Annotated in this window: 22 protein-coding genes; 5 read left to right on the top strand and 17 right to left on the bottom strand. The window is 59.4% G+C overall.

The window, feature by feature from the left end; genetic code table 11:
• Nucleotides 1-43: 43 nt before the first annotated feature.
• The 10 genes from ASD36_RS24195 to ASD36_RS24150 all read right to left on the bottom strand — a co-directional run bounded on the left by ASD36_RS24195 (nt 44) and on the right by ASD36_RS24150 (nt 8,908).
• Entirely contained in the window at nt 44-889 is an 846-nt protein-coding gene (locus ASD36_RS24195; protein ID WP_060502300.1) for a fumarylacetoacetate hydrolase family protein, read from the bottom strand.
• Between the two features lie 24 nt (nt 890-913).
• Nucleotides 914-1,648 carry an SDR family oxidoreductase gene (locus tag ASD36_RS24190; RefSeq protein ID WP_060502299.1) on the bottom strand — a complete coding sequence of 245 codons (735 nt, stop codon included), beginning with the start codon at nt 1,646-1,648 and terminating at the stop codon, nt 914-916.
• Nucleotides 1,649-1,662: 14 nt separating this feature from the next.
• Nucleotides 1,663-2,112 carry a MaoC/PaaZ C-terminal domain-containing protein gene (locus tag ASD36_RS24185; RefSeq protein WP_060502298.1) on the bottom strand — a complete coding sequence of 150 codons (450 nt, stop codon included), beginning with the start codon at nt 2,110-2,112 and terminating at the stop codon, nt 1,663-1,665.
• Between the two features lie 3 nt (nt 2,113-2,115).
• A complete protein-coding gene (locus ASD36_RS24180; RefSeq protein ID WP_060502297.1) occupies nt 2,116-3,195 on the bottom strand; it encodes a Gfo/Idh/MocA family oxidoreductase in 1,080 nt (359 codons plus the stop codon).
• Nucleotides 3,188-3,517: an L-rhamnose mutarotase gene (locus tag ASD36_RS24175; protein WP_060502296.1), complete on the bottom strand. Its 330-nt coding sequence runs from the start codon at nt 3,515-3,517 to the stop codon at nt 3,188-3,190. The genes ASD36_RS24180 and ASD36_RS24175 overlap by 8 nt, the downstream gene beginning before the upstream one ends.
• A gap of 12 nt (nt 3,518-3,529) precedes the next feature.
• Nucleotides 3,530-4,642, bottom strand: coding sequence for a mandelate racemase/muconate lactonizing enzyme family protein (locus ASD36_RS24170; protein ID WP_060502295.1), 1,113 nt, complete (start codon nt 4,640-4,642; stop codon nt 3,530-3,532).
• Between the two features lie 10 nt (nt 4,643-4,652).
• Nucleotides 4,653-5,750: a sn-glycerol-3-phosphate ABC transporter ATP-binding protein UgpC gene (gene ugpC / locus ASD36_RS24165; RefSeq protein ID WP_060502294.1), complete on the bottom strand. Its 1,098-nt coding sequence runs from the start codon at nt 5,748-5,750 to the stop codon at nt 4,653-4,655.
• A gap of 4 nt (nt 5,751-5,754) precedes the next feature.
• Nucleotides 5,755-6,621 carry a carbohydrate ABC transporter permease gene (locus ASD36_RS24160; protein WP_037110175.1) on the bottom strand — a complete coding sequence of 289 codons (867 nt, stop codon included), beginning with the start codon at nt 6,619-6,621 and terminating at the stop codon, nt 5,755-5,757.
• Nucleotides 6,621-7,517, bottom strand: coding sequence for a sugar ABC transporter permease (locus ASD36_RS24155; protein ID WP_037110178.1), 897 nt, complete (start codon nt 7,515-7,517; stop codon nt 6,621-6,623). The genes ASD36_RS24160 and ASD36_RS24155 overlap by 1 nt, the downstream gene beginning before the upstream one ends.
• 74 nt (nt 7,518-7,591) lie before the next feature.
• Nucleotides 7,592-8,908, bottom strand: coding sequence for a sugar ABC transporter substrate-binding protein (locus ASD36_RS24150; protein ID WP_060502293.1), 1,317 nt, complete (start codon nt 8,906-8,908; stop codon nt 7,592-7,594).
• Nucleotides 8,909-9,076: 168 nt separating this feature from the next.
• Here ASD36_RS24150 and ASD36_RS24145 point away from each other — a divergent pair, with 168 nt between their 5' ends.
• Both ASD36_RS24145 and ASD36_RS24140 read left to right on the top strand, forming a co-directional pair.
• The gene (locus tag ASD36_RS24145; protein WP_060502292.1) at nt 9,077-9,862 is read left to right on the top strand and encodes an IclR family transcriptional regulator; all 786 of its coding nucleotides are present in this window, start codon (nt 9,077-9,079) and stop codon (nt 9,860-9,862) included.
• A gap of 95 nt (nt 9,863-9,957) precedes the next feature.
• Nucleotides 9,958-10,794, top strand: coding sequence for an amidohydrolase (locus ASD36_RS24140; protein ID WP_060502291.1), 837 nt, complete (start codon nt 9,958-9,960; stop codon nt 10,792-10,794).
• 34 nt (nt 10,795-10,828) lie between these two features.
• On the opposite strand, the gene ASD36_RS24135 is transcribed toward ASD36_RS24140, so the two are convergent.
• Genes ASD36_RS24135 through ASD36_RS24125 form a run of 3 tightly spaced genes read right to left on the bottom strand, consistent with a single transcriptional unit; the run spans nt 10,829 to nt 13,674 of the window.
• Nucleotides 10,829-11,962 carry an extracellular solute-binding protein gene (locus ASD36_RS24135; protein ID WP_060502290.1) on the bottom strand — a complete coding sequence of 378 codons (1,134 nt, stop codon included), beginning with the start codon at nt 11,960-11,962 and terminating at the stop codon, nt 10,829-10,831.
• Complete coding sequence (locus ASD36_RS24130) at nt 11,959-13,119, bottom strand: CaiB/BaiF CoA-transferase family protein (protein ID WP_060502289.1); 1,161 nt, start codon at nt 13,117-13,119, stop codon at nt 11,959-11,961. The genes ASD36_RS24135 and ASD36_RS24130 overlap by 4 nt, the downstream gene beginning before the upstream one ends.
• Nucleotides 13,120-13,674, bottom strand: a complete 555-nt coding sequence (locus tag ASD36_RS24125; protein WP_060502288.1) for a MaoC family dehydratase — start codon at nt 13,672-13,674, stop codon at nt 13,120-13,122.
• A gap of 383 nt (nt 13,675-14,057) precedes the next feature.
• On the opposite strand from ASD36_RS24125, the gene ASD36_RS24120 reads away from it, so the two are divergent.
• Entirely contained in the window at nt 14,058-14,387 is a 330-nt protein-coding gene (locus ASD36_RS24120) for a DUF6074 family protein (RefSeq protein WP_244481915.1), read from the top strand.
• A 198-nt stretch (nt 14,388-14,585) separates the two neighbouring features.
• Here the strand turns inward: ASD36_RS24120 and ASD36_RS24115 are convergent, their stop codons facing one another.
• From ASD36_RS24115 to ASD36_RS24105, 3 genes are read right to left on the bottom strand one after another with little or no spacing between them, the layout of a single operon-like run.
• Nucleotides 14,586-15,023 (bottom strand): RpiB/LacA/LacB family sugar-phosphate isomerase, encoded by a 438-nt coding sequence (locus ASD36_RS24115; protein ID WP_060502287.1) that lies wholly within the window; start codon nt 15,021-15,023, stop codon nt 14,586-14,588.
• Nucleotides 15,024-15,049: 26 nt separating this feature from the next.
• Nucleotides 15,050-15,817, bottom strand: coding sequence for a triose-phosphate isomerase (locus ASD36_RS24110; RefSeq protein WP_060502286.1), 768 nt, complete (start codon nt 15,815-15,817; stop codon nt 15,050-15,052).
• The gene (locus ASD36_RS24105; protein ID WP_060511927.1) at nt 15,814-16,599 is read right to left on the bottom strand and encodes a DeoR/GlpR family DNA-binding transcription regulator; all 786 of its coding nucleotides are present in this window, start codon (nt 16,597-16,599) and stop codon (nt 15,814-15,816) included. Before ASD36_RS24105 ends, ASD36_RS24110 begins: the two co-directional genes overlap by 4 nt.
• 271 nt (nt 16,600-16,870) lie before the next feature.
• Between ASD36_RS24105 and pncB the strand changes: the two genes are divergently transcribed.
• The gene (pncB, locus tag ASD36_RS24100; RefSeq protein ID WP_060502284.1) at nt 16,871-18,175 is read left to right on the top strand and encodes a nicotinate phosphoribosyltransferase; all 1,305 of its coding nucleotides are present in this window, start codon (nt 16,871-16,873) and stop codon (nt 18,173-18,175) included.
• A 107-nt stretch (nt 18,176-18,282) separates the two neighbouring features.
• Here the strand turns inward: pncB and ASD36_RS24095 are convergent, their stop codons facing one another.
• On the bottom strand, nt 18,283-18,546 hold the full coding sequence (locus ASD36_RS24095; RefSeq protein ID WP_037110229.1) for a hypothetical protein: 264 nt from the start codon (nt 18,544-18,546) through the stop codon (nt 18,283-18,285).
• Nucleotides 18,547-18,672: 126 nt separating this feature from the next.
• Here ASD36_RS24095 and ASD36_RS24090 point away from each other — a divergent pair, with 126 nt between their 5' ends.
• Nucleotides 18,673-19,362, top strand: coding sequence for a TetR/AcrR family transcriptional regulator (locus ASD36_RS24090; RefSeq protein WP_060502283.1), 690 nt, complete (start codon nt 18,673-18,675; stop codon nt 19,360-19,362).
• Nucleotides 19,363-19,391 lie beyond the last annotated feature (29 nt).

Raw genomic sequence — 19,391 nt, 5'->3', positions numbered from 1 at the left:
TTCGAATTGGCCGGCGTGGCAAGGTGCTACGCCGGCCAAAACCTCAGATGTCTGCCCGTGTTGTTTGCTTCTGGCTTCCCAGACCCTCGATGCCGAGTTCAACGACATCACCAGGCTTCAGGTAGCGCGGCGGCTTCATGCCCATACCAACGCCGGGCGGCGTGCCGGTGGAGATGATGTCGCCGGGATGCAGCGACATGAACTGGCTGAGATAGGAAACGAGGAAGGCGGCGCCATAGACCATGGTCTTCGTCGTGCCGTTCTGCACGGTCTCACCGTTGACCTTCAGCCAGAGCCCGAGGTCCTGCGGATCGACGACCTCGTCCTTGGTCACCAGCCAGGGGCCGATCGGGCCGAACGTGTCGCAGGATTTACCCTTGGTCCACTGGCCGGAACGCTCGATCTGGAAGGCGCGTTCGGAAACGTCGTGGACGGTGCAATAGCCGGCGACATAGTCGAGGGCGTCGGCTTCGGAGACATACTTTGCCGTCTTGCCGATGACGACGCCGAGTTCGACTTCCCAATCGGTCTTTTCCGAACCGCGCGGGATCAGCAGATCATCGTTGGGGCCGACAATAGCCGACGTCGCCTTCATGAAGACGACGGGTTCCGGCGGAACTGCCATGCCGGATTCCGCCGCATGGTCGGCATAGTTGAGGCCGATGCAGATGAACTTTCCTGTACCGGTAACGCAAGGACCGATGCGCGGCGTGCCAGAGACCAGTGGCAGGCTGACCGGATCGAGCTTTGCCAGTGCCGAAAGTGCCGCCGGATCGATATCCTTGCCGCCAATATCGGAGACGTGGCCCGAGAGATCACGGATCTGGCCGTTAGCATCGAGCATTGCCGGCTTTTCGGCGCCGGGTGCGCCATAGCGAAGAAGTTTCATAAGCGTGTTTCCTGTTTCAAGGCGTCAGATCGTCCAGCCGCCATCGATGGCATAGGCTTGGCCGGTGGTGTAGGTCGCGCCGGCGAGATAGACTGCGAGGTCGGCGATTTCTTCCGGTGTGCCGAGTCGGCCCATCGGCTGGCGGGCGATGAAGGCGGCGCGGGCGGTATCATAGTCGCCCTGCGAGCGCATGCGCTCCTGCAGTGAGGGGCTTTCAACCGTGCCGGGGCAAATGGCATTGCAACGAATGCCCTGCGCAACATAATCGGCGGCAACGGCCTTGGTCAGGCCGATCACGGCAGCCTTGGTGACGCCGTAGGCGAAGCGGTTGGGCACGCCCTTGATGCTGGAGGCGACCGACGACATGTTGACGATCGAGCCGTCGCCGCGCGCCAGCATGCCCGGAAGCACGGCGCGGATGGTGCGGATCATCGCCTTGACGTTGAGGTCGAAGGCGAACTCAAGGTCGCTATCCTTCATCTCCAGAACAGAGCCGCCGTGAACGACACCGGCGCAATTGAACAGTACATCGATGTCGCCGATTTCGGCAATCAATGTCGAAACGGCATCAGCTTCCAGAACATTGAGAATGTGGGTGGAGATGCCCGGTTGCTTCGCCAGAGCGGCAAGAGCTTCGGCGTTGATGTCGGTGGCATGGACGATCGCGCCCGCCTTGGCAAAGGCGAGGGCGGACGCCTGGCCTATGCCTTGCGCTGCAGCAGTGATCAGGACTTTCTTGCCGGTCAGATTGGCGGTCATGTCATTGGCCTCTTTTAGGTTTTCTTGCGTTCGACGATCAGAATGTGGTCGGCGGCGAGCACGACTTCGTCGCGTTGGTTGATGACTTCGCAGCGTTCAATGACGCGGCCGGATGCAGGCCGCTTCGGGTCGTCATCCTTGGCCGCGATCGTCACGCGCGTGCGGATCGTATCACCAATGTGGACCGGACGGACAAACCGCAGCCGATCATAGCCGTAGGAAAATGCGACCGGATTGATCAGCGACGCGGTGAGGCCGACGCCGATCGAAAAGATCATCGTGCCATGGGCGATGCGCTGGCCACCCGGCAGGGTCTTGGCGAATTCGGCATCCATGTGATGCGGAAAGAAATCACCGGTATGGCCTGCATGCACGACGAAATCGGTCTCGGTGATCGTGCGGCCTGTGGTCAGCCGGACAGCGCCCAACTCATAGTCTTCGAAATGGATTGTCTGTTCGCTCATGGCTTACGTCCCGGGTAAGGGCGCCAGCGGCGTTGCCGGCTGCGCACTGGATTGATAGGCGGCTTCGACCAACGCCATGGTCTGCCAGGCATCCTCGACGGAGCCGATCAGCACGTCGTCTTCGCCGGTAGCAAAGCGCTGCAGGTTGGCCATGCGATTGGCGAAAGCATCGGGAAACCATGCACCTTGCAGCGGCACGGAAACCCATTCGTCGCCCCCGGCCGGGCGGATCCAGAGTTCGTCCGGCTCGCCGCGCGGATAATCGAGATTGACGCCGAGTTTGATATAGGCACCACCCTTCGTACCAGAAATGCGGAACTCGCAGGCTTGGAACTTGCGGCCGAAATCATGGTCATGATTGACGGAGAGAACGCAGCGCAGCCTGTCACCATAATCAAGGATTGCGGCTGTGCGGGTCTGGGCAACATCATGGTTCGGATGACCGATCGTCTTGGCGTGGACGCCGAGTGGGTTGCCAATCAAACCACGGATGAAATCCAGGTAGTGGATGGAGTGCATGGCAATCTCGATGCGCGGCAGACCCTTGAGGAAAGGCCATAAGCCCCACGGTGTCGCCAGCGCCAGCCAGGCGTCGAAATCGACGATTTCGCCAATAAACCCGCGTTCGACGGCATCTTTGAGAGCCAGCATCATTGGCGCGAAGCGCAGCTGGAAATTGACGGCCGCTTTCAGCTGCCGCGCACGGCAAATCGCCAGAATTTCCGTTGCTGCCTCTAAATCTGAACCCATCGGTTTTTGAATGAGCGCGGCAGCGCCAACGGGCAATTTCGACAGTATCGCGGCATGTGTTGCGGGCGGCGTTGCGAGATCGAAGATTGCGTCTTTGACTGCGAGCGCGTCATCTTCTCGGGCAAAGGTGCGGATACCCCACGCTTCTGCCAATGCGCGAGCTTTCTCTGCATTGGGATCGTAGAGACCGGCAACCGGAAAACCGGCTTTCCTGTAGGCGGGTAGATGGGCATCGCCGACAATGCTTCCGGCACCGAAAATGACGATGGGGTGAGGTGCGACAGGCTTTGGCCACCATTGCCGCAGCGTTGCCGGATCGAAGTACTCAATCATGATGGAACACCTCTTCCATCATTGCCCACCACTCACCGTCCTTGCGGGTGGCAAGCGGCTTCTGGCAGGGCATGCAGACCGACCACCATTCCTGGTTTTTCGGATGCGCCGCCATCTTCGCCATATCGGCGTCAAAATCTGTCCCGGTATATTCCCAGTAGCCGAACAACAGATTTTCCGGCTCCTTCAGGAATATCGAATAGTTGGTGATGTTGCACTCGGAGATCAGGGCAAGGATTTCCGGCCAGACGGCCGCGTGCAGCCGCTTGTATTCTTCGATCTTCGTCGGTTCCAGCCCGATCACCATGCTCATGCGCTGCATCACCGCCTCCCGTCAGGCCCGGAATTCGCGGGTGAATTCTGTAACCGAGCGCGATTTGACGGCATCCCAATCCCAGGAAATGCCAATGCCCGGCTCGGATGGCGCCAGCGCCTTGCCGTCGACAATCTCCATGCGCTTGTCCGTCAGATCATCGAGCTGGGGAATATACTCGACATATTTGCCGTTCTGTACCGCGCAAACGAGGCTGACATGCAGTTCCATCAGGAAATGCGGGCAGACGGGAATGTCGAAAGCTTCGGCCGCATGGGCAACCTTCAGCCACGGCGTGATGCCGCCAATGCGGGCAACATCGACCTGGACGATCGAGCAGGCACCCTTCTGCATGTACTCGCGGAAATGCCGGATCGAATACATGGATTCGCCGACGGCGATCGGCGTGGTGGTCGAGCGCGACAGCCGGATATGGCCGTCGAGATCATCAGCCGGAAGCGGTTCCTCGATCCAGGCGAGATCAAGTTCCTGCAAGCGTCCGGCACGCCGGATGGCTTCATCGACCGCAAAGCCCTGATTGCAATCGGTCATGATCTCAAAGGCTGGACCGACAGCCGCGCGCACGGCCGACAGCCGCTCATAATCTTCCGAGCCGTGCGGACGGCCGATCTTGATCTTAGAGCCGGAAAAGCCCTTGGCTTTCGCCTGCAGCGCATCATCGACCAAATCCTGCTTGTCGATATGCAGCCAGCCGCCTTCGGTCGTGTAGAGCGGGCAACGGTCGCGGGCGCCGCCGGCGAGCTTCCACAGTGGCAGGTTCTGCTTCTTCGCCCGAAGGTCCCACAGGGCTGTATCGACAGCGGCCATAGCCAGCGCCGTGATCGGGCCGATCGTCGTGGCGTGAGTAGCAAATTCCATTTTATGCCAGATCGCCTCGATGCAATCGGCATCCGCGCCGATGAGCAGCGGCACGAGATGGTCGGACAGCAACCGCATGACCGACGAGCCGCCTGTGCCGATCGTGTAGCTGTAGCCGGTACCGGCCGCGCCGTCGGAATCGGTGATGGTGACGAAGGGCGTTTCCTGGCTGACAAAGCTCTGGATCGCGTCGGTCCGCTTGACCTTCGGCTGAAGGTCGACCATGCGCAGTTCGATTTTTTCAATACGGGCCATTACAGATTCCTCAGGCTACCAGGCTCTTGCCGGTGGTCAGGTCAAACAGATGCGCTTGCGAGAGATCGAAGCTCATCTTGATGCTCTGGCCGGAGGGCAGGGGGCGCGGATTGAGCATGCGCGATACCCAATCGCGGCCGTTGAAGCCAACAAAGACCAGTGTCTCATTCCCCAGTGGTTCGGTGATCGAAACCGGCAATTCCAGTTCCGCGACCGCTTCGGCATCACCGGAGTTCAGACCATGGCCGGCCGGAAAGAAATCGTCGGGGCGAAGGCCGAAGGTCAGCTTCTGACCGGAGGTCAGGCTCTGGCGGAATTTCGGCGGGATCGGCAAAGTGGCGCCGCTGGCGAAGACCAGTTTTCCGTCAGCGACCGTCACGTCGTCCATGTTCATCGGCGGCGAGCCGATGAAACCGGCAACAAACTTGGTCAGCGGGCGGTTGAACACTTCTTCCGGGGTGCCGACCTGCTCGATATGGCCATCGCGCATGATGACGATACGGTCGGACAGCGTCATCGCCTCGACTTGGTCATGCGTCACGTAGATCATCGTCGCCTGCATGCGGGCATGCAGCTTCTTGATTTCGGTGCGGACCTGCGTGCGCAGTTTGGCATCGAGATTGGACAGCGGCTCGTCGAACAGGAAGACGTCAGGACGGCGGACGATCGCCCGGCCCATGGCGACACGCTGACGTTGGCCGCCAGAGAGCTGCGAGGGGCGGCGTTCGAGCAGATGCGTGAGATCGAGGATGGCGGCGGCATCCGCTACCTTTTCCTTGATTTCTTCCGGTGGACGCCCGGCGATCTTCAGCGAAAAGCCCATGTTCTCGCCGACCGTCATATGCGGATAGAGCGCATAGGACTGGAACACCATGGAGATGTTGCGCGCACGCGGCGGCAGGTCGTTGACGACATTATCACCGATCTCGATCGTGCCGCCGCTGACATCTTCGAGGCCAGCGATCATTCTCAGCGTCGTCGATTTTCCGCAGCCGGACGGGCCGACCAGCGCGATAAACTCGCGGTCCTTCACTTCCAGGTCGATGCCGTGCACCACTTCCAGCGCGCCGTAGCGCTTGACCAGTTTCTTGAGACTGACGGGAGCCATGAAATTATCCTTTGACCGCGCCGAAGGTGAGGCCGGAGACGAGGTGTTTTTGTATGATGAAGGTGAGTGTCAGCGCCGGAATGATCATCACGACGGCGAGCGCACACATGCCACGCCAGTCGATGGTGAATTCGGCGGTATAATCGAGCAGGCCGACCGGCAGCGTCTTGGAATTCACCGAGCGGGTGATCTGCGACGCCAGCGCGTATTCGTTCCAGGAGATCAGGAACGCGAAGATGCCGGCTGATGCGATGCCGGGACCAGCCAGCGGAAATTCCACCTGCCAGAAAGCCTGCCAACGGGTGCAGCCGTCGATCTGGGCAGCTTCGGCCAGATCCTTCGGGACCTGCCGGAAGAAGCCGTCGATCAGCCAGATGGTGAAGGGCACGTTCAGCGCGACATAGGTGAGAATGAGCGCAAAATGCGTGTCGATGATGCCGGTGCGGGCAAAGATCATGAACAAAGGCAGCGACAGCGCAATACCGGGCACAGCGCGGGTCAGCATGAAGCCAAGGAAGATCGCCGATTTGCCCTTGAACTTGTAGCGGGCAAACGCGTAGCCACCGGCCATGCCGATGCCGAGCGCGATGATCGTCGATGTGATCGAAATAATCAGCGAGTTGCGGAAATAGGACCAGACCGGAATGCCACCCTGGCCGGCACCTGAAAACATCGACCGGTAAGCATCGAGCGACAGGTCCTGCGGGATCCAGACCGGTGGCTTTGCCATGATCTCCACGGTCGGACGCAGCGAGGACAGGATGATCCAGAAACCGGGCAGGCAGATGATCAGCATCGCCACGAACAGGGTGACGATATGGGCGAGCGAATAGAGGCGCTTGCGCAGACGATGGGACGAATTGATATCCATTACCACTCAGCTCCGATCTGCTGGCGCGCGGCTGCGAGCTTGCGGAAGAAATAGACGGTGAAGAGGATCGACAGCACGATGGCGAAATAGGCCATGGCGTTGGCCATCCCCATCCGGGCATCGCCATAGGCCGTACGGCCAACCAGCGTCCACAGGAGCTCGGTGCGCTTGGCAGGACCGCCGTCGGTCATGATCTTGACGATGTCATAGGCCCTTGCGACGTCGAGCGAGCGGATGGTCATGGCGATGAAGGCGAACGGCATCAGATAGGGCCAGGTCACATAGCGGAAGGTCTGCAATGGCGTGCAGCCATCGACGTGGGCAGCCTCGATCGGATCGCGCGGCATGGCGAGAAGGCCTGCCAGGATCAGGATGGCAAAGACCGAGGTGGACGACCAGACTTCGGCAACCGTGATCGAAAACAGAGCCAGATTGCCATTGATCAGCCACGGGATCGCCTGGTCCGTCAGCCCCAACGATTGCAGCGCATTGTTGATCAGGCCGATATTGTCATTGAACAGGAATTTGAACTGGAAGCCGACGAGTACCGGCGAAAACATCATCGGAAACATCATCAGGGTGCGCAACAGCCGTTGACCGCGCACGGCCTTGGAGACCAGCAAAGCAAGACCGAGGCCCAAAAGCATTTCGGCATTGAGCGCAATCGTCAGGAACAGAACCGTGCGGCCGAAGGCGACCCAGAAATCCCAGCTCGAAATGACGGTGATGTAGTTGCGCAGGCCGATGAAGACATAGAGCGATTCCGGCTTGGTCAGGCGAAACGGCGTAAAGCTCGAATAGAAGGAGAGCGCCAGCGGCACGACGACAACAGCCGCAAGAACCAGGAACGCTGGAAACAGCAGCAGCACTGGTGCCGATAATCTGGATAGTTTCATGTCGCGCCCTTTGATTTGCGCCGGAAATTGAAATGCGGCGCCACGGCAGAAGCCGTGGCGCCGCGTCAGTTCAATCAAAGCTTGCCGGCATCCTGTAGGATGGTCGTGGCCTTCTCGGCAGCGCTATCGAGAGCCTGCTTCGATGTCTTGTCGCCAAGGATCGCAGCCTGCAGCTCAGGATAGACCGAGTTGGAGATTTCGATCCATTCGGCTGTCTGCGGAACCGGGAAGGCATGCTTTGCCGCTTCCTGGAAAGCCTGCAGAACTTCGGTCTTGTAGGCATCGCCTTCGGCGGCCTTGATGTTGTAATCCCAGACGGCGCTGCGTGTCGGCAGCGGGCCGGTCGCCGATTCCAGCTTCTGGCTGTCTTCGTTGGTCAGCCACCAGACGAGCGAAGCGGCTGCTTCCTTGTTGGCGCAGGATTCCGTGACCGAGAAGCCGTGGTGACCCGACCAGCCGGTGCGCTTGCCGGACGAACCGGCCGGCTGAACCTTCACGCCGACATTACCGGCAACCTTGGAGGATTTCGGATCGTTGAAGAAGCTCGCCCAGCCAGGCCAGTCGAGATTGAGAGCGATCGAGCCGGACGCAAAGCCCTGGCCGAGGTCGTCCCAGAGATAATTGGTCGTTCCAGCCGGAACGGCCTTGTCCTTGTAAAGCTTGACGAACCAATCGAGTGCGCGGACGCCAGCGTCGGAATTGAAGGCCGGGCGGCCATCCTTGTCGAGATATTCACCGCCTTCGGCCACCAGCATTTCATAGAAGCGGCCATTGATCGCCTCTTCTTTGCCGGCGAACTGCGTGCCGTAGAATGTCGGAGGCGACGAGAAGAATTCGGCCTGGTCGGAAACCTGCGCCCAGGTGTCCGGCGGGGTCAGGTCGTAGCCGTACTTGGCCTTGAAGGCCGTTTTCTTGGCTTCGTCCTGATAGAGGCTCTTCTGGTAATAGAGTGCCGACACGTCGAACTGGGCACGTGGCAGCATGACCAGCTTGCCATCGAGGGTCGAGGCGGCAATCAGCGCCGGTACGAATTTTGCAAGTTCCTCAGCCGGGATCAGCGGCGTCAGGTCGGTATAGATATCGGGATATTGCGGCGCGAACGACGAATGGTTTGAACCGACGCACCAGCTGAGGCCACCGGTGGCGATGTCTGACTTGATTTCCTTGTCGAGTTCGAAATGGTTCTTCTTCGAGAGGATATTGACCTTGGCGCCTGTCGCCTTTTCCCACTCGCCGATGCGCTCATAAAGCTTTTCGTATTGCTGGCCACCGATGAGCTTGGCATCGATCGTCACGCCGTCGAATTTGCCGGGCAGGTCTGCGGCTTGCGCCGCGACCGAGCAAGCAAACAAAATTACTCCGGCAGAGACGCCGGAAAGCAGCTTGTTCATGATTTCTCCTCCTCACGTCCACACCATCCCAATGGCGGGAATTCCTCATTTGTGAGGAATTGATTTATATACAAACAGCAAATGCACCCTTGCGTCAAGCCACAACTTTGCTTTGTCGTGCGCCTCGTATGCGTATATGAAGTATCTCATTCACAGGGGGAGATGTTGATGGACACTGACGAATCCGACCGCTACCGCGCACCGGCGCTGGACAAAGGTCTCGATATTCTTGAGTTACTGGCCGGTGTCGATGGCGGCCTGACGCAGGCTGAGATTTCCAAGAAGCTTGAGCGCAGCCCGAACGAGTTCTACCGTATGCTCGACCGGTTGGTCCGGCGCGGTTATGTGACGCGGATTGATGGCGACCGCTACTCGCTGACGCTCAAGCTGTTCGGCTTGGCGCAGCTGCATGCGCCGGTGCGGCGATTGGCATCCTATGCGACCCCGCTGATGCGCGACCTTGCCCAGCGCAGCCGTCAGGCCAATCATCTTGCCGTTTTTGATCGTGGCTTTGCTGTCGTCATCGCCCAGCAGGAAGCTCCGGATTACTGGGGCATTTCGATCCGCGTCGGCTCGCACATCAGCCTGTTCGACACAGGTTCCGGTCACGTTCTGCTCGCATTCCGGTCTGAGGAAGAGCGGCAGATGATGATTTCCGAACATGTGAAAAGCCAAACCGAGCCACCCTTGTCCGATGATTTCTTCGAGCGGCTCGACCGGATCCGCGAGCGCGGATACGAGATGATGGCCAGCGCCCAGACCGCTGGCGTCTATAACCTGTCGGCGCCGATCCTCGGGCCGGACGGGCGCGGCATCGCCGCATTGACCTGCCCCTATATTGCACTGGTCAACGCTCCGTCCGCCCCTGATATATCCGAAAGCATCGCGCTTTTACAAAAGACGGCTGCCCAGCTTTCGCTGCTCGCCGGATCAGACGTCAGCCATACGGAATAGGCAGGAATTCAGAGCACTTGGGTGATGAACTTCTTATTTGAATGATATCTTCTTGTGTGAAATAGTCGAGAATAACGCCGGGGAGGACACGGACGATGATCATCGATACCCATCTGCATTTGATTGACAGGGCGGCACTTGCCTATCCGTGGCTGTCGAGCGTACCTGCGCTGGATCGGGATTTTCTCTATGAAACTTATGCGACCGAAGCCAGACGCTGCGGCATCGGGGCTGCCCTGCACATGGAGGTTGATGTCGATCCCTCGGAGATCGAGGCCGAGATCGGCTATGTCCAGACGCTGTCGCAACGCCCCGAAAACCTGATTGCCGGCGCAATCGCCGCCTGCCGTCCGGAAGAGGCGGGTTTCGCCGCCCATCTCGAGCGCCAGCAGGCGAACCCGTTCGTCAAGGGTTTCCGCCGTGTGCTGCATGTCGTTCCCGATGACGTCTCGGAAGGTGCATTGTTTCGCGAGAACATCAAACGGCTTGGTGGGACTGGCTTGTCCTTCGACCTTTGTGTTCTGCCGCATCAGATACCGAAAGCCATCGCGCTGGCCGATCTGGCGCCGGACGTCCAGTTTATCCTCGACCATTGCGGCGTTCCCGCCATCGCTTCCGGCGCCGTACAGCCGTGGCGGGACAATATGATTGAGATCGCCAAACGCCCAAACGTCACCGCGAAGATTTCCGGCGTCGTCGCCTATGCCGAAGCGGAAAACTGGTCGGTCGAAACCTTGCGGCCTTATGTCGAGCACACGATCGCGCAATTCGGCTGGGATCGTGTCGTCTGGGGCAGCGATTGGCCGGTCTGCACGCTTGGCGGAGGTCTGTCGACCTGGATGGCGGCGACGCATGCGCTGCTGGCCGGATGTTCGCAAGGTGAGCGCGACAAGCTGCTGTCAGGCAATGCAAAGCGGCTTTGGCGTCTCTAAACAGGTGGCCGGCGTTATCCGCCGGCCGGTCCTTCTATCGGAAGCTTTCAGCGAACAGCTGATTGATATCGGCCACCACTAATTTGGCCGATTGACGCTGCAACAGGCCTTCGTTCAAACGATCCGATGCTGCCTGCTGGAAGCCCATGTAGCCATCGTGGCGGGGCCTGACCCAGGCGGCGTCAAGCGTCGCGTGGGTGGCGCGATAGAAGTCGGCAGTGGCGAGATTGACCGCCGCATCCTCCCACGCGTGCGCATGGCCCGGCTGTCCGCCCGCTGCGGCGTAATCGGTCTTCTGGATATCGCCGCTGGCGATCCAGTAGGCAAAGTCGATGGCGGCATCTGGGTTTTTGGAAAATGCCGAGACGGCAATACCGGTTCCGCCCAGCGCCGAGCCGATCGGGCCGCCGTCGTCCACCGGTGGAATATCGCCGAAACGAATGAGGCCCGGCCGGAAGCCAGCCACGGAATAGCTGACATAACCATAGATCAGTGGTGATACGGCGGCTTTTGCCTCTGGCGCTGCCATCCGTTCCAGAATCGCGATCGGGTCCATTTCAAAGCAGGCTGGATCGACCAGACCGGCGATCTCGCGCAACATCTCGAAAACCTGGATACCGGTTTCCATGCCGATCAGATCGCCCGGCCCCTCGACCGCACAAGGCCGTCCGAGGTTGCCGCAGAGTGTGTAAAAACACATCAATGAATGGGGCGGGCGCAGTGGGATGAGGACTTTTCCAGCTCGTGCCAACTCAAGCATCTCTGGCCAATTGGCAGGTGGCGTGGCCTGCAAATCAGGCCGCCAGGCCTGCACCTGTGTTGCCGCATCGATAGGAAATGCCCATTGGCGGCCCTGCCATGAATAGCTCGGATAGGATCTGCCGACACTGGCGGCGGCCAACGCCGCACGTTCGCCCTCGCGTCCGGCAATATCCAATGGCAGCAGGCATTTCTCATGAGTGATCTGCCCGACATGCGGATGGTCGATGACGATGAGATCGAACTGTCTTGCCAGTTCTCCGACTGGAAATGTCTCGAAATCCTGCAACGAGCGCTTTTCCCACTCGACGGTGACGCCGGTTTCATTGAACCAGCGGCGCGAGCAGGCGACCATCGGATCATAGCCGCGCGGGTGGTTCCAGGTCATGCCCTTGAGTGTGATCGTCATAGGCCGAACTCCTCGCGGATGGCTTGGCTGTGCTCGCCAATGCGCGGTGCTGCACGATCGACCTTGGCGCGCACACCGTTGACGCGGAGTGGCGAGCGCGTTGTCGTGATGGAAATATTGTCCTCGCGGGTGACGGTCTGCAGCATGTCGAGAACCTGAAAGCCTTCGCTCTCCATCAGCTCGTTCCAGTTCAGCACCCGGGCGCACCAGATATCCGCCGGTTCAAGGATCGCCAGCCATTCGTCTGTTGTCTTGGTCGCGATGCGTTTGGCGATCAGCGCCTTGATCTCGTCGCGCGCGGTAAACCAGGTGGCGGAGTTGTCGCGGTAGGGCGCAAGCTCGTCCATGCCGAGCAGATCGGCCAGCTTCGGGATCGGCGTCATGGCGATGGCGAGATAACCGTCGGCGGCCGCATAGACGCCATAAGGTGCCGAGAGATAGGCATGGGCGCTGCGGAAATTTGCGCGTTTCGGCAAGCGCCGCCCATCGTTGAGGTGGGTTGTCAGTACCTCGAACTGAAAATCGACCAATGCTTCGAGCAGGCTGGTCTCGACATGGCTGCCGGTACCCTTGATGCTACGGCGGACGAGCGCTGCGAGAATGCCCTGAGCAAGGGCTGCGCCGGCCAGCATGTCGCCGATTGCCAGGCCGAACGGAACTGGCCCCTGATCCTCATCGCCGTTGAGCCACATCACGCCGGAACGCGATTGCGCCAGAAGGTCCTGGCCCGGCCGCTTGACCCAGGGGCCTTCCTCGCCATAGCCGCTGATCGATGCGTAGACGAGCCGCGGATTGATCTTCCCGACCGTTTCATAATCCAGCCCGAGCCGTTCGATGACGCCGGGCCGGAAGTTCTGGATCAGCACGTCGGCCTTGGTCAGCAACGTTCGCAGCGAGGCCAGATCCTTTTCGTCCTTCAGGTCGATCGACAGGCTTTCCTTCGCCCGGTTGATCGCGTGGAAGATGGTGGAATCGCCGCCGATCTCGGTGTCGCTGAGATAGAGGCGCCGCGACAGGTCGCCGCCATCGGGCCGCTCGATCTTGATGACCCGCGCGCCAAGATCCATCAACCGCAGAGAACAGTAGGGACCGGACAGGAATTGACTGAGATCGACGACGACGAGGCCGGCGAGGGGAAGATCGGTATCCGCTGACATTTATGATTTTTCCGTCTTGCCGGCAAAGTCGGCCGGGTTCTTGTATTTCACGGTTTGCAGATGCTCGCAGTAGAGCACCAGTTCGCCTTCGCCCTTGAACACCTCGTAGCTGGCGCGGATCAGGCCCATGTCCTTGTAGCGCGGGCGCTTATCGAGGTTGGTGCGGATCGTGTAGATGGTGTCGCCGATGAAGACCGGCTTGATGAAGCGCAGCTTGTCGTAACCATAGGAAAAGGCGTTGACGCAATTGGTGGCGACCAGCCCGAGGCCGGCTGAAAACACGAAGGCGCCAGCAATCAGCCGCTTGCCGAAAACGCCCTCCCGCTCGGCAAACATCTGGTCCTGCACGTAAGGGTGAATATCGGTAACCAGCATGTTGAACATGTGGCTGTCACCCTCGGCCATCGTGCGCCGCAATGATCGAATGCGTTGTCCAACCGGCCAATCCTCATAGAGCCAGTTTTCTGCGTTCCAGACCGGAAGCGAAGCATGGTCCGTCGGCATGTCCGAAGGATGCGTGGAGGAAACGCCCACGGTCGGTGCAGCGGCGCTCATGGCATGTACTCCACGCAAAGTGCTGCCGGGTTGTTGATGTCCATGTGCGCCCTCCAGTTTTCTTATGTAAAGAAGATTTTCACATATGGATGATTATTGCAAGCGACATCGTGCGCACTTTCGCGCCGCCCTACCGGATGATGGAGCGGTCCATCCGGCGATCAGGCGGGCATTGGTCAGGGAGATGTGTGAGCAGGCTGTGTCTTGGGGGGGTGCAGAGATAGCTGAGGGTGGGGTTGATCTGCTGCTTGGGTTCTTCAGTTTGGCTTGGGCGTGGCAGCGCATTCTCGCGCTGGAGGCGAGCTTTCGGACGCTGAAACCGGGAAAGCCAGGCTTCGGATACGAAGCGTTAACCATATGCTTTGTAAATCAGAATCACCAACATGGAGAACCGCCTGATGAGTGCTGCGTTGAAGGATGTGCGTTTTTCTGAAACGGAAGAACGGGTCGTGCCATTTCCCTTATCGGGACAGGCAAGCACCATCAGACGCTGCGCCAGCGAGCTGGAAAACGTCCATGGCGAAGAGGCTCTCCAGTACTGGAAAACCGAGTGCCGCGCTTTGGCAAAACGCCTGAGCAGTCTCGGGTGCTCCGAGGATGCCATCCGCAGCCAGGTGATGGCCTTCCAGACAGAAGTTCAGGTGGAAATGATGCGGCGCTATTCGGATCGCTTGGCCGCTGAAGCTCAGGATGGATACACCCTCAATTCCTGAAACGCCGGTACCCTCCGGTTACAGACGCCGAGATTTCGGTGTCCCGCTTAAGGTATATTAGATGTGGTCCCCCTCCGGGTGGGTCCACCGGCGCGGCAAGACCGCTTCAAACGAAAACGCCCGGCATTTTCGCCGGGCGTCGCTCTGCAGGATATGAGGGAGGATCACATATTCTGCTGAAGGGTTTTGATCAGGACGTCACTTGCCTGCATCGAGGCGGTCAATCGCCTCGACATTGCCGGCCGACGAGCCGTTCGGGTCGAATTCGGAGTCCAGCCACTTGTCGACGATGGCCTTGGCCAGTTCCGGCCCGATGACGCGCGCGCCCATGGTAATGATCTGCGCATTGTTGGATTTGGCGGCACGTTCGGCCGAATAGGTGTCGTGGGTGAGCGCCGCGCGGATGCCTGGCACCTTGTTGGCGGCGATCGAGACGCCGATGCCGGTGCCGCAGATCAGGATGCCGCGATCGTTCTGACCATTGACGATGGTTTCGGCCAGCCCCTTGGACAGATCGGCATAAAAGCCGGACTGGCTGAGATTGCTGACTTCGAGGCCGCTTTTGGTGGCGAGATGGGCTTCGATGATGTCGAGAAGCGGCTTGCCTGCGCTGTCGGCGCCGATTGCGATTTTCATGGCTGTATCCTTCCGTTGACTGGGTTTCAAAGCGCCGAGGAGACGCGTGTGAGGATGTCGAGATAGCCCGCCACATCCCAGGCCGAGCGGCCAATGAACAGGCCGTCGATATGCGGCTTGGCGATCAGCTCTTCGCAATTGCCGGGATTGACGCTGCCGCCGTAGAGAACTGGTACGGAAACGCCAAGGCGTGCCCCTGCCCATTCGGCAATCAGGGCGTGGCGTTCGTCGGCATAGTCGGAGGAGGCGGGAATTCCATTGACGCCGATTGCCCAGACCGGCTCGTAGGCAAGCAGGATGGGCTTGCTCTTGTCTGCGCCCTCGATCAGCGCGAGCGCGCCTTCGACCTGACGTCGCAGGACGATATCGGCCTGTCCGGCTTCGCGCTCGGCCAGCGTTTCGCCGATGCAGATCAGCGGGGTCAGGCCATGCCGAACGGCGGCGGCCGTCTTCAGGCCGACCGTGCGATCCGTTTCGCCGAAATGTTCGCGCCGTTCGCTATGGCCGAGTTCGACAATATCAAGATTGCAATCCCTGAGCATGATCGGCGAAATTTCGCCGGTCCAGGCGCCAGCGTCGTCCCAATGCATATTCTGTGCGCCGACCTTGACGCTGGTGGCGGCAAGCCGCTCCTTCACCTGGCGTGTGGCTGTGAATGGCGGAATGACGAAGCGCTGGACGCGGTTGTCGCGCGTCGCGTCGGCTTCTGCCAGACCGTCAGCAAAAGCCATGGCCTCAGTCAGCGTCTTGTTCATTTTCCAGCTGGTTCCAACCCAGACGGATGTCTTTGTCATGCTGTTTCCTCCGCGGTTTTGCCGCTAATTTTCTGAAGTTTGATACCGGCGTCCTTGAGGTCTTGTTCGTAGGCCAGCTCGATTTCCGCACCTGTCAGAACCGTGTCGAAGAGATCCAACCCGGTCAGGAAATGCAGGGCGGATTTGCCGAACTTGCCGTGATCGACGAGCAGGACGGTCTGCGCCGCTGACCTGATCATCTGGCGTTTGGTCTGGACGACTTCCTGATCCTGATGAAAGGCGGAGGCGCCGTGGATGGCCGAACTTGACAGGAAGGCCATGTCGGCACGCAGCGAACGGAGGGCTTCCTCGGTGGTGATGCCGAAAAAGCCGTTGAATTTCTTCGAATACTGGCCGCCAAGCGAGATCACATCGATGCCGGGGACCGCCGCCAGTTTGTTGATCACGCCGAGATTGTTGGTGATCACTGTCAGCGGCCGGATATCCTTGAGATAATCGGCCACGCCACCTGCTGTGGAGCCATCGTCGATGATGATGATCTGGCCGGGCTCGATCAGCGTCGCTGCGTGTTGGGCCAGCCGCCGCTTTTCCTCCGCTGCAATCTTCTCGCGGTAACGGAAATCGCTTTCGAACTGCGGGCTGGACTGGATCGAGGCGCCGCCATGAACCTTGCGCAAAAGGCCCGCCTGCTCGAGGTCGTCGAGATCGCGGTGCACGGTCATCTTGCTGACGGCGAACCGGCCGGCGAGATCCTCGACCGAAGCCGAGCCCGTTTCCATCAGGATATCCATGATCGCCTGGCGGCGGTCTTCGGGCTTCATAGGAGTGCTTTCGCGCGGTCTGTATCTGTCCCTGATATAACTGTCGGCGTGAGAATTTCAACCAAAATAGTGATATTTTGTGATATTTGTATGTGATCATGTGATGTTTTCTGCCTATCTTGCTCTTGCAACCCTGTGCGGCGCGAGTTTTGCGGCTTTCGGGCAATTGCTTTGTTGCATCAGCCTGTTGCGGCGAGGCTAAATGCCGTGCCATGACTGGGGGATAACGGATACGTCGCGCCATGCAGTGCTGGAGCGGGAGAGAGCTTTCATGACCAAGACGGACATCGCGCAGCGCGTCTATAACAACGCCTGGAAGCTCGACCCGGTCGTGCGCAGCCTGTTGGATACGGATTTCTACAAGCTTTTGATGCTGCAGATGATCTGGCGGCTCTATCCCGACGTCGACGCAACGTTCTCGGTCATCAACCGTACCAAGACGGTTCTATTGACCGACGAAATCGACGAGCAGGAACTGCGCGAACAGCTGGATTATGTTCGCGGTCTCCGGTTCACCAAGAAAGAAATGATCTGGCTCGCCGGCAACACGTTTTATGGCCGCAAGCAGATCTTCGCACCGGATTTCCTCGCCTGGCTCGCCGATTTCCAGCTTCCGGATTACGAACTGTCCCGCAAGCACGGCCAATACGAATTGACCTTTCCCGGCAAATGGACCCACACGACCATGTGGGAAATTCCGGCACTGGCGATCATCAACGAATTGCGCTCGCGCACGGCCATGAAGGATATGGGGCCATTTGCGCTGGATGTGCTTTATGCGCGTGCAAAGGCCAAGATGTGGTCGAAGGTCGAGCAGCTGAAGACCTATCCGGACCTGCGGATCTCCGATTTCGGCACGCGCCGCCGCCACAGCTTCCTATGGCAGCGCTGGTGCGTCGAGGCACTGAAGGAGGGCATCGGCAAGTCCTTTTCCGGCACCAGCAACGTGCTTCTGGCCATGGATACGGATCTCGAAGCGCTGGGCACCAACGCGCACGAACTGCCGATGGTCGCCGCAGCGCTTGCGCGCACCGAACAGGAACTGGGCCTGGCGCCCTACAAGGTTCTGCAGGACTGGAACCAGCTCTATGGTGGCAATCTGTTGATCGTTTTGCCAGATGCCTTCGGTACGGCCGCTTTCCTGCGCAATGCCCCCGATTGGGTTGCCGACTGGACGGGCTTCCGGCCGGATAGTGCCCCGCCCATCGAAGGCGGCGAGAAGATCATCGCCTGGTGGAAGAAGATGGGCCGTGATCCCAAGGAAAAGCTCCTGATCTTCTCGGATGGCCTCGACGTTGAAACAATTCTCGAAACCTACCGGCATTTCCAGGGACGGGTGCGCATGAGCTTCGGCTGGGGGACCAACCTGACGAACGACTTTGCCGGGTGTGCGCCGACCCAGGTCAGTGGACTGAACCCGATTTCGGTCGTCTGCAAAGTCAGCGATGCCAACGGCCATGCTGCCGTCAAGCTGTCGGACAATCCACGCAAGGCGACGGGCGAGCCTTCGGAAGTCGAGCGCTATCTCAAGTTCTTCGGAACGGAGGATTTTGCCGAGCTGGCCGTCAAGGTCTGAGCCAGTTGCGGCAATCATTTTTGCAAACAAAAACCCAGCCGGTGGAGGCATCCGGCTGGGTTTGTTTGCGCATTCTTGGGAGGGATGCGCCGGGAGATTTAAGTTCGTTACGCGCTCATGCGTAGGCAGTCCGAGCGCGAAGCGAGCGGATGGACCATCGACAGCAGGCGGCGCTTGGGAGCCGCCAGCAGGTTGGCCGTATGATTTTTGGCGCTTACGGTTCCCGGCTGCATCTGGCGAAGTGCGCTGGCAGCGGAGTAGAGAAGCGTTTTCATTTCATTGGTCGTGACGCCGTCCGCACGCATTACGGCACGGATCATCGGGTCTGTCAGGACCTCATGGATGGTCAGATCGCTGTTTGCCTGGTGCATTGGGGTATTCCTTCGTTCATCGTCTTTTCCGGCGGGCGGATCCCGTCCGGTGTCTTAACCTTGACATCGTTGCATTGCAGTGTTACCAGTAAGTAACATTCGAATAGTTACCGACCGGTCACACCTATGTCAAGAAGCCTTGTCAATAAAAATTCGAAATCCGTATCGTCTCCGAAACCGGCAGATATAAGGCTGGAAAAAGGTGACTGCGTGCAAGCGCGCCAGGCGCCGCGAGATCGTATTGTTTCAACGGCTTGCGAGCTGTTCCGGCAGCACGGGATTCGCGGTATCGGCGTCGATGCGATTGCCGAAGCGGCAGAAACCAACAAGATGACGCTCTACCGTCATTTCGGCTCGAAAGATGACCTGATCTGCGAAGCATTGCGGTTCACATCCGAAAAAGCCGCCGCTTTCTGGGATCAGCTCGAAGCATCCCATCCAAACGATCCGATGGCCCAGCTCCACAGCTGGGTAAAAGCCCGTGCACAGTGTCTGGCCGACAATCAATATGGGTGCGATCTGGCCAATGCGGCCGTTGAGCTCAAGGAGCAGGGCCATCCCGCCCATGCCGTCATTGAAAACTTCAAGATCACCCAGCAGCGCCGTCTCGAAAAACTCTGTCGCGATGCCGGCGTGAGCGAACCGGAGTTGCTATCCGACACTCTTTCGATGTTGATGGAGGGTGCCCAGGTGAGCAAGCTCGCAACCGGCAGTGAAGGCCCCTCCATGCGCTTCATGCGTGCCTGCGAGGCGGCCATTGCCTCGTTTTGCCAACCGGCAAAAAATGTCGCTGAAATGGCCGGCTCCGAAGTCTGAAGTTCTGCCTGCACGATATTGCCTGCATA

It is taken from the genome of Rhizobium sp. Root1334 (assembly GCF_001426665.1).
GTDB lineage: Bacteria > Pseudomonadota > Alphaproteobacteria > Rhizobiales > Rhizobiaceae > Pararhizobium.
The sequence above is the reverse complement of the archived record's forward strand: the minus strand, read 5'-3'. Positions and strand labels throughout refer to the sequence as shown.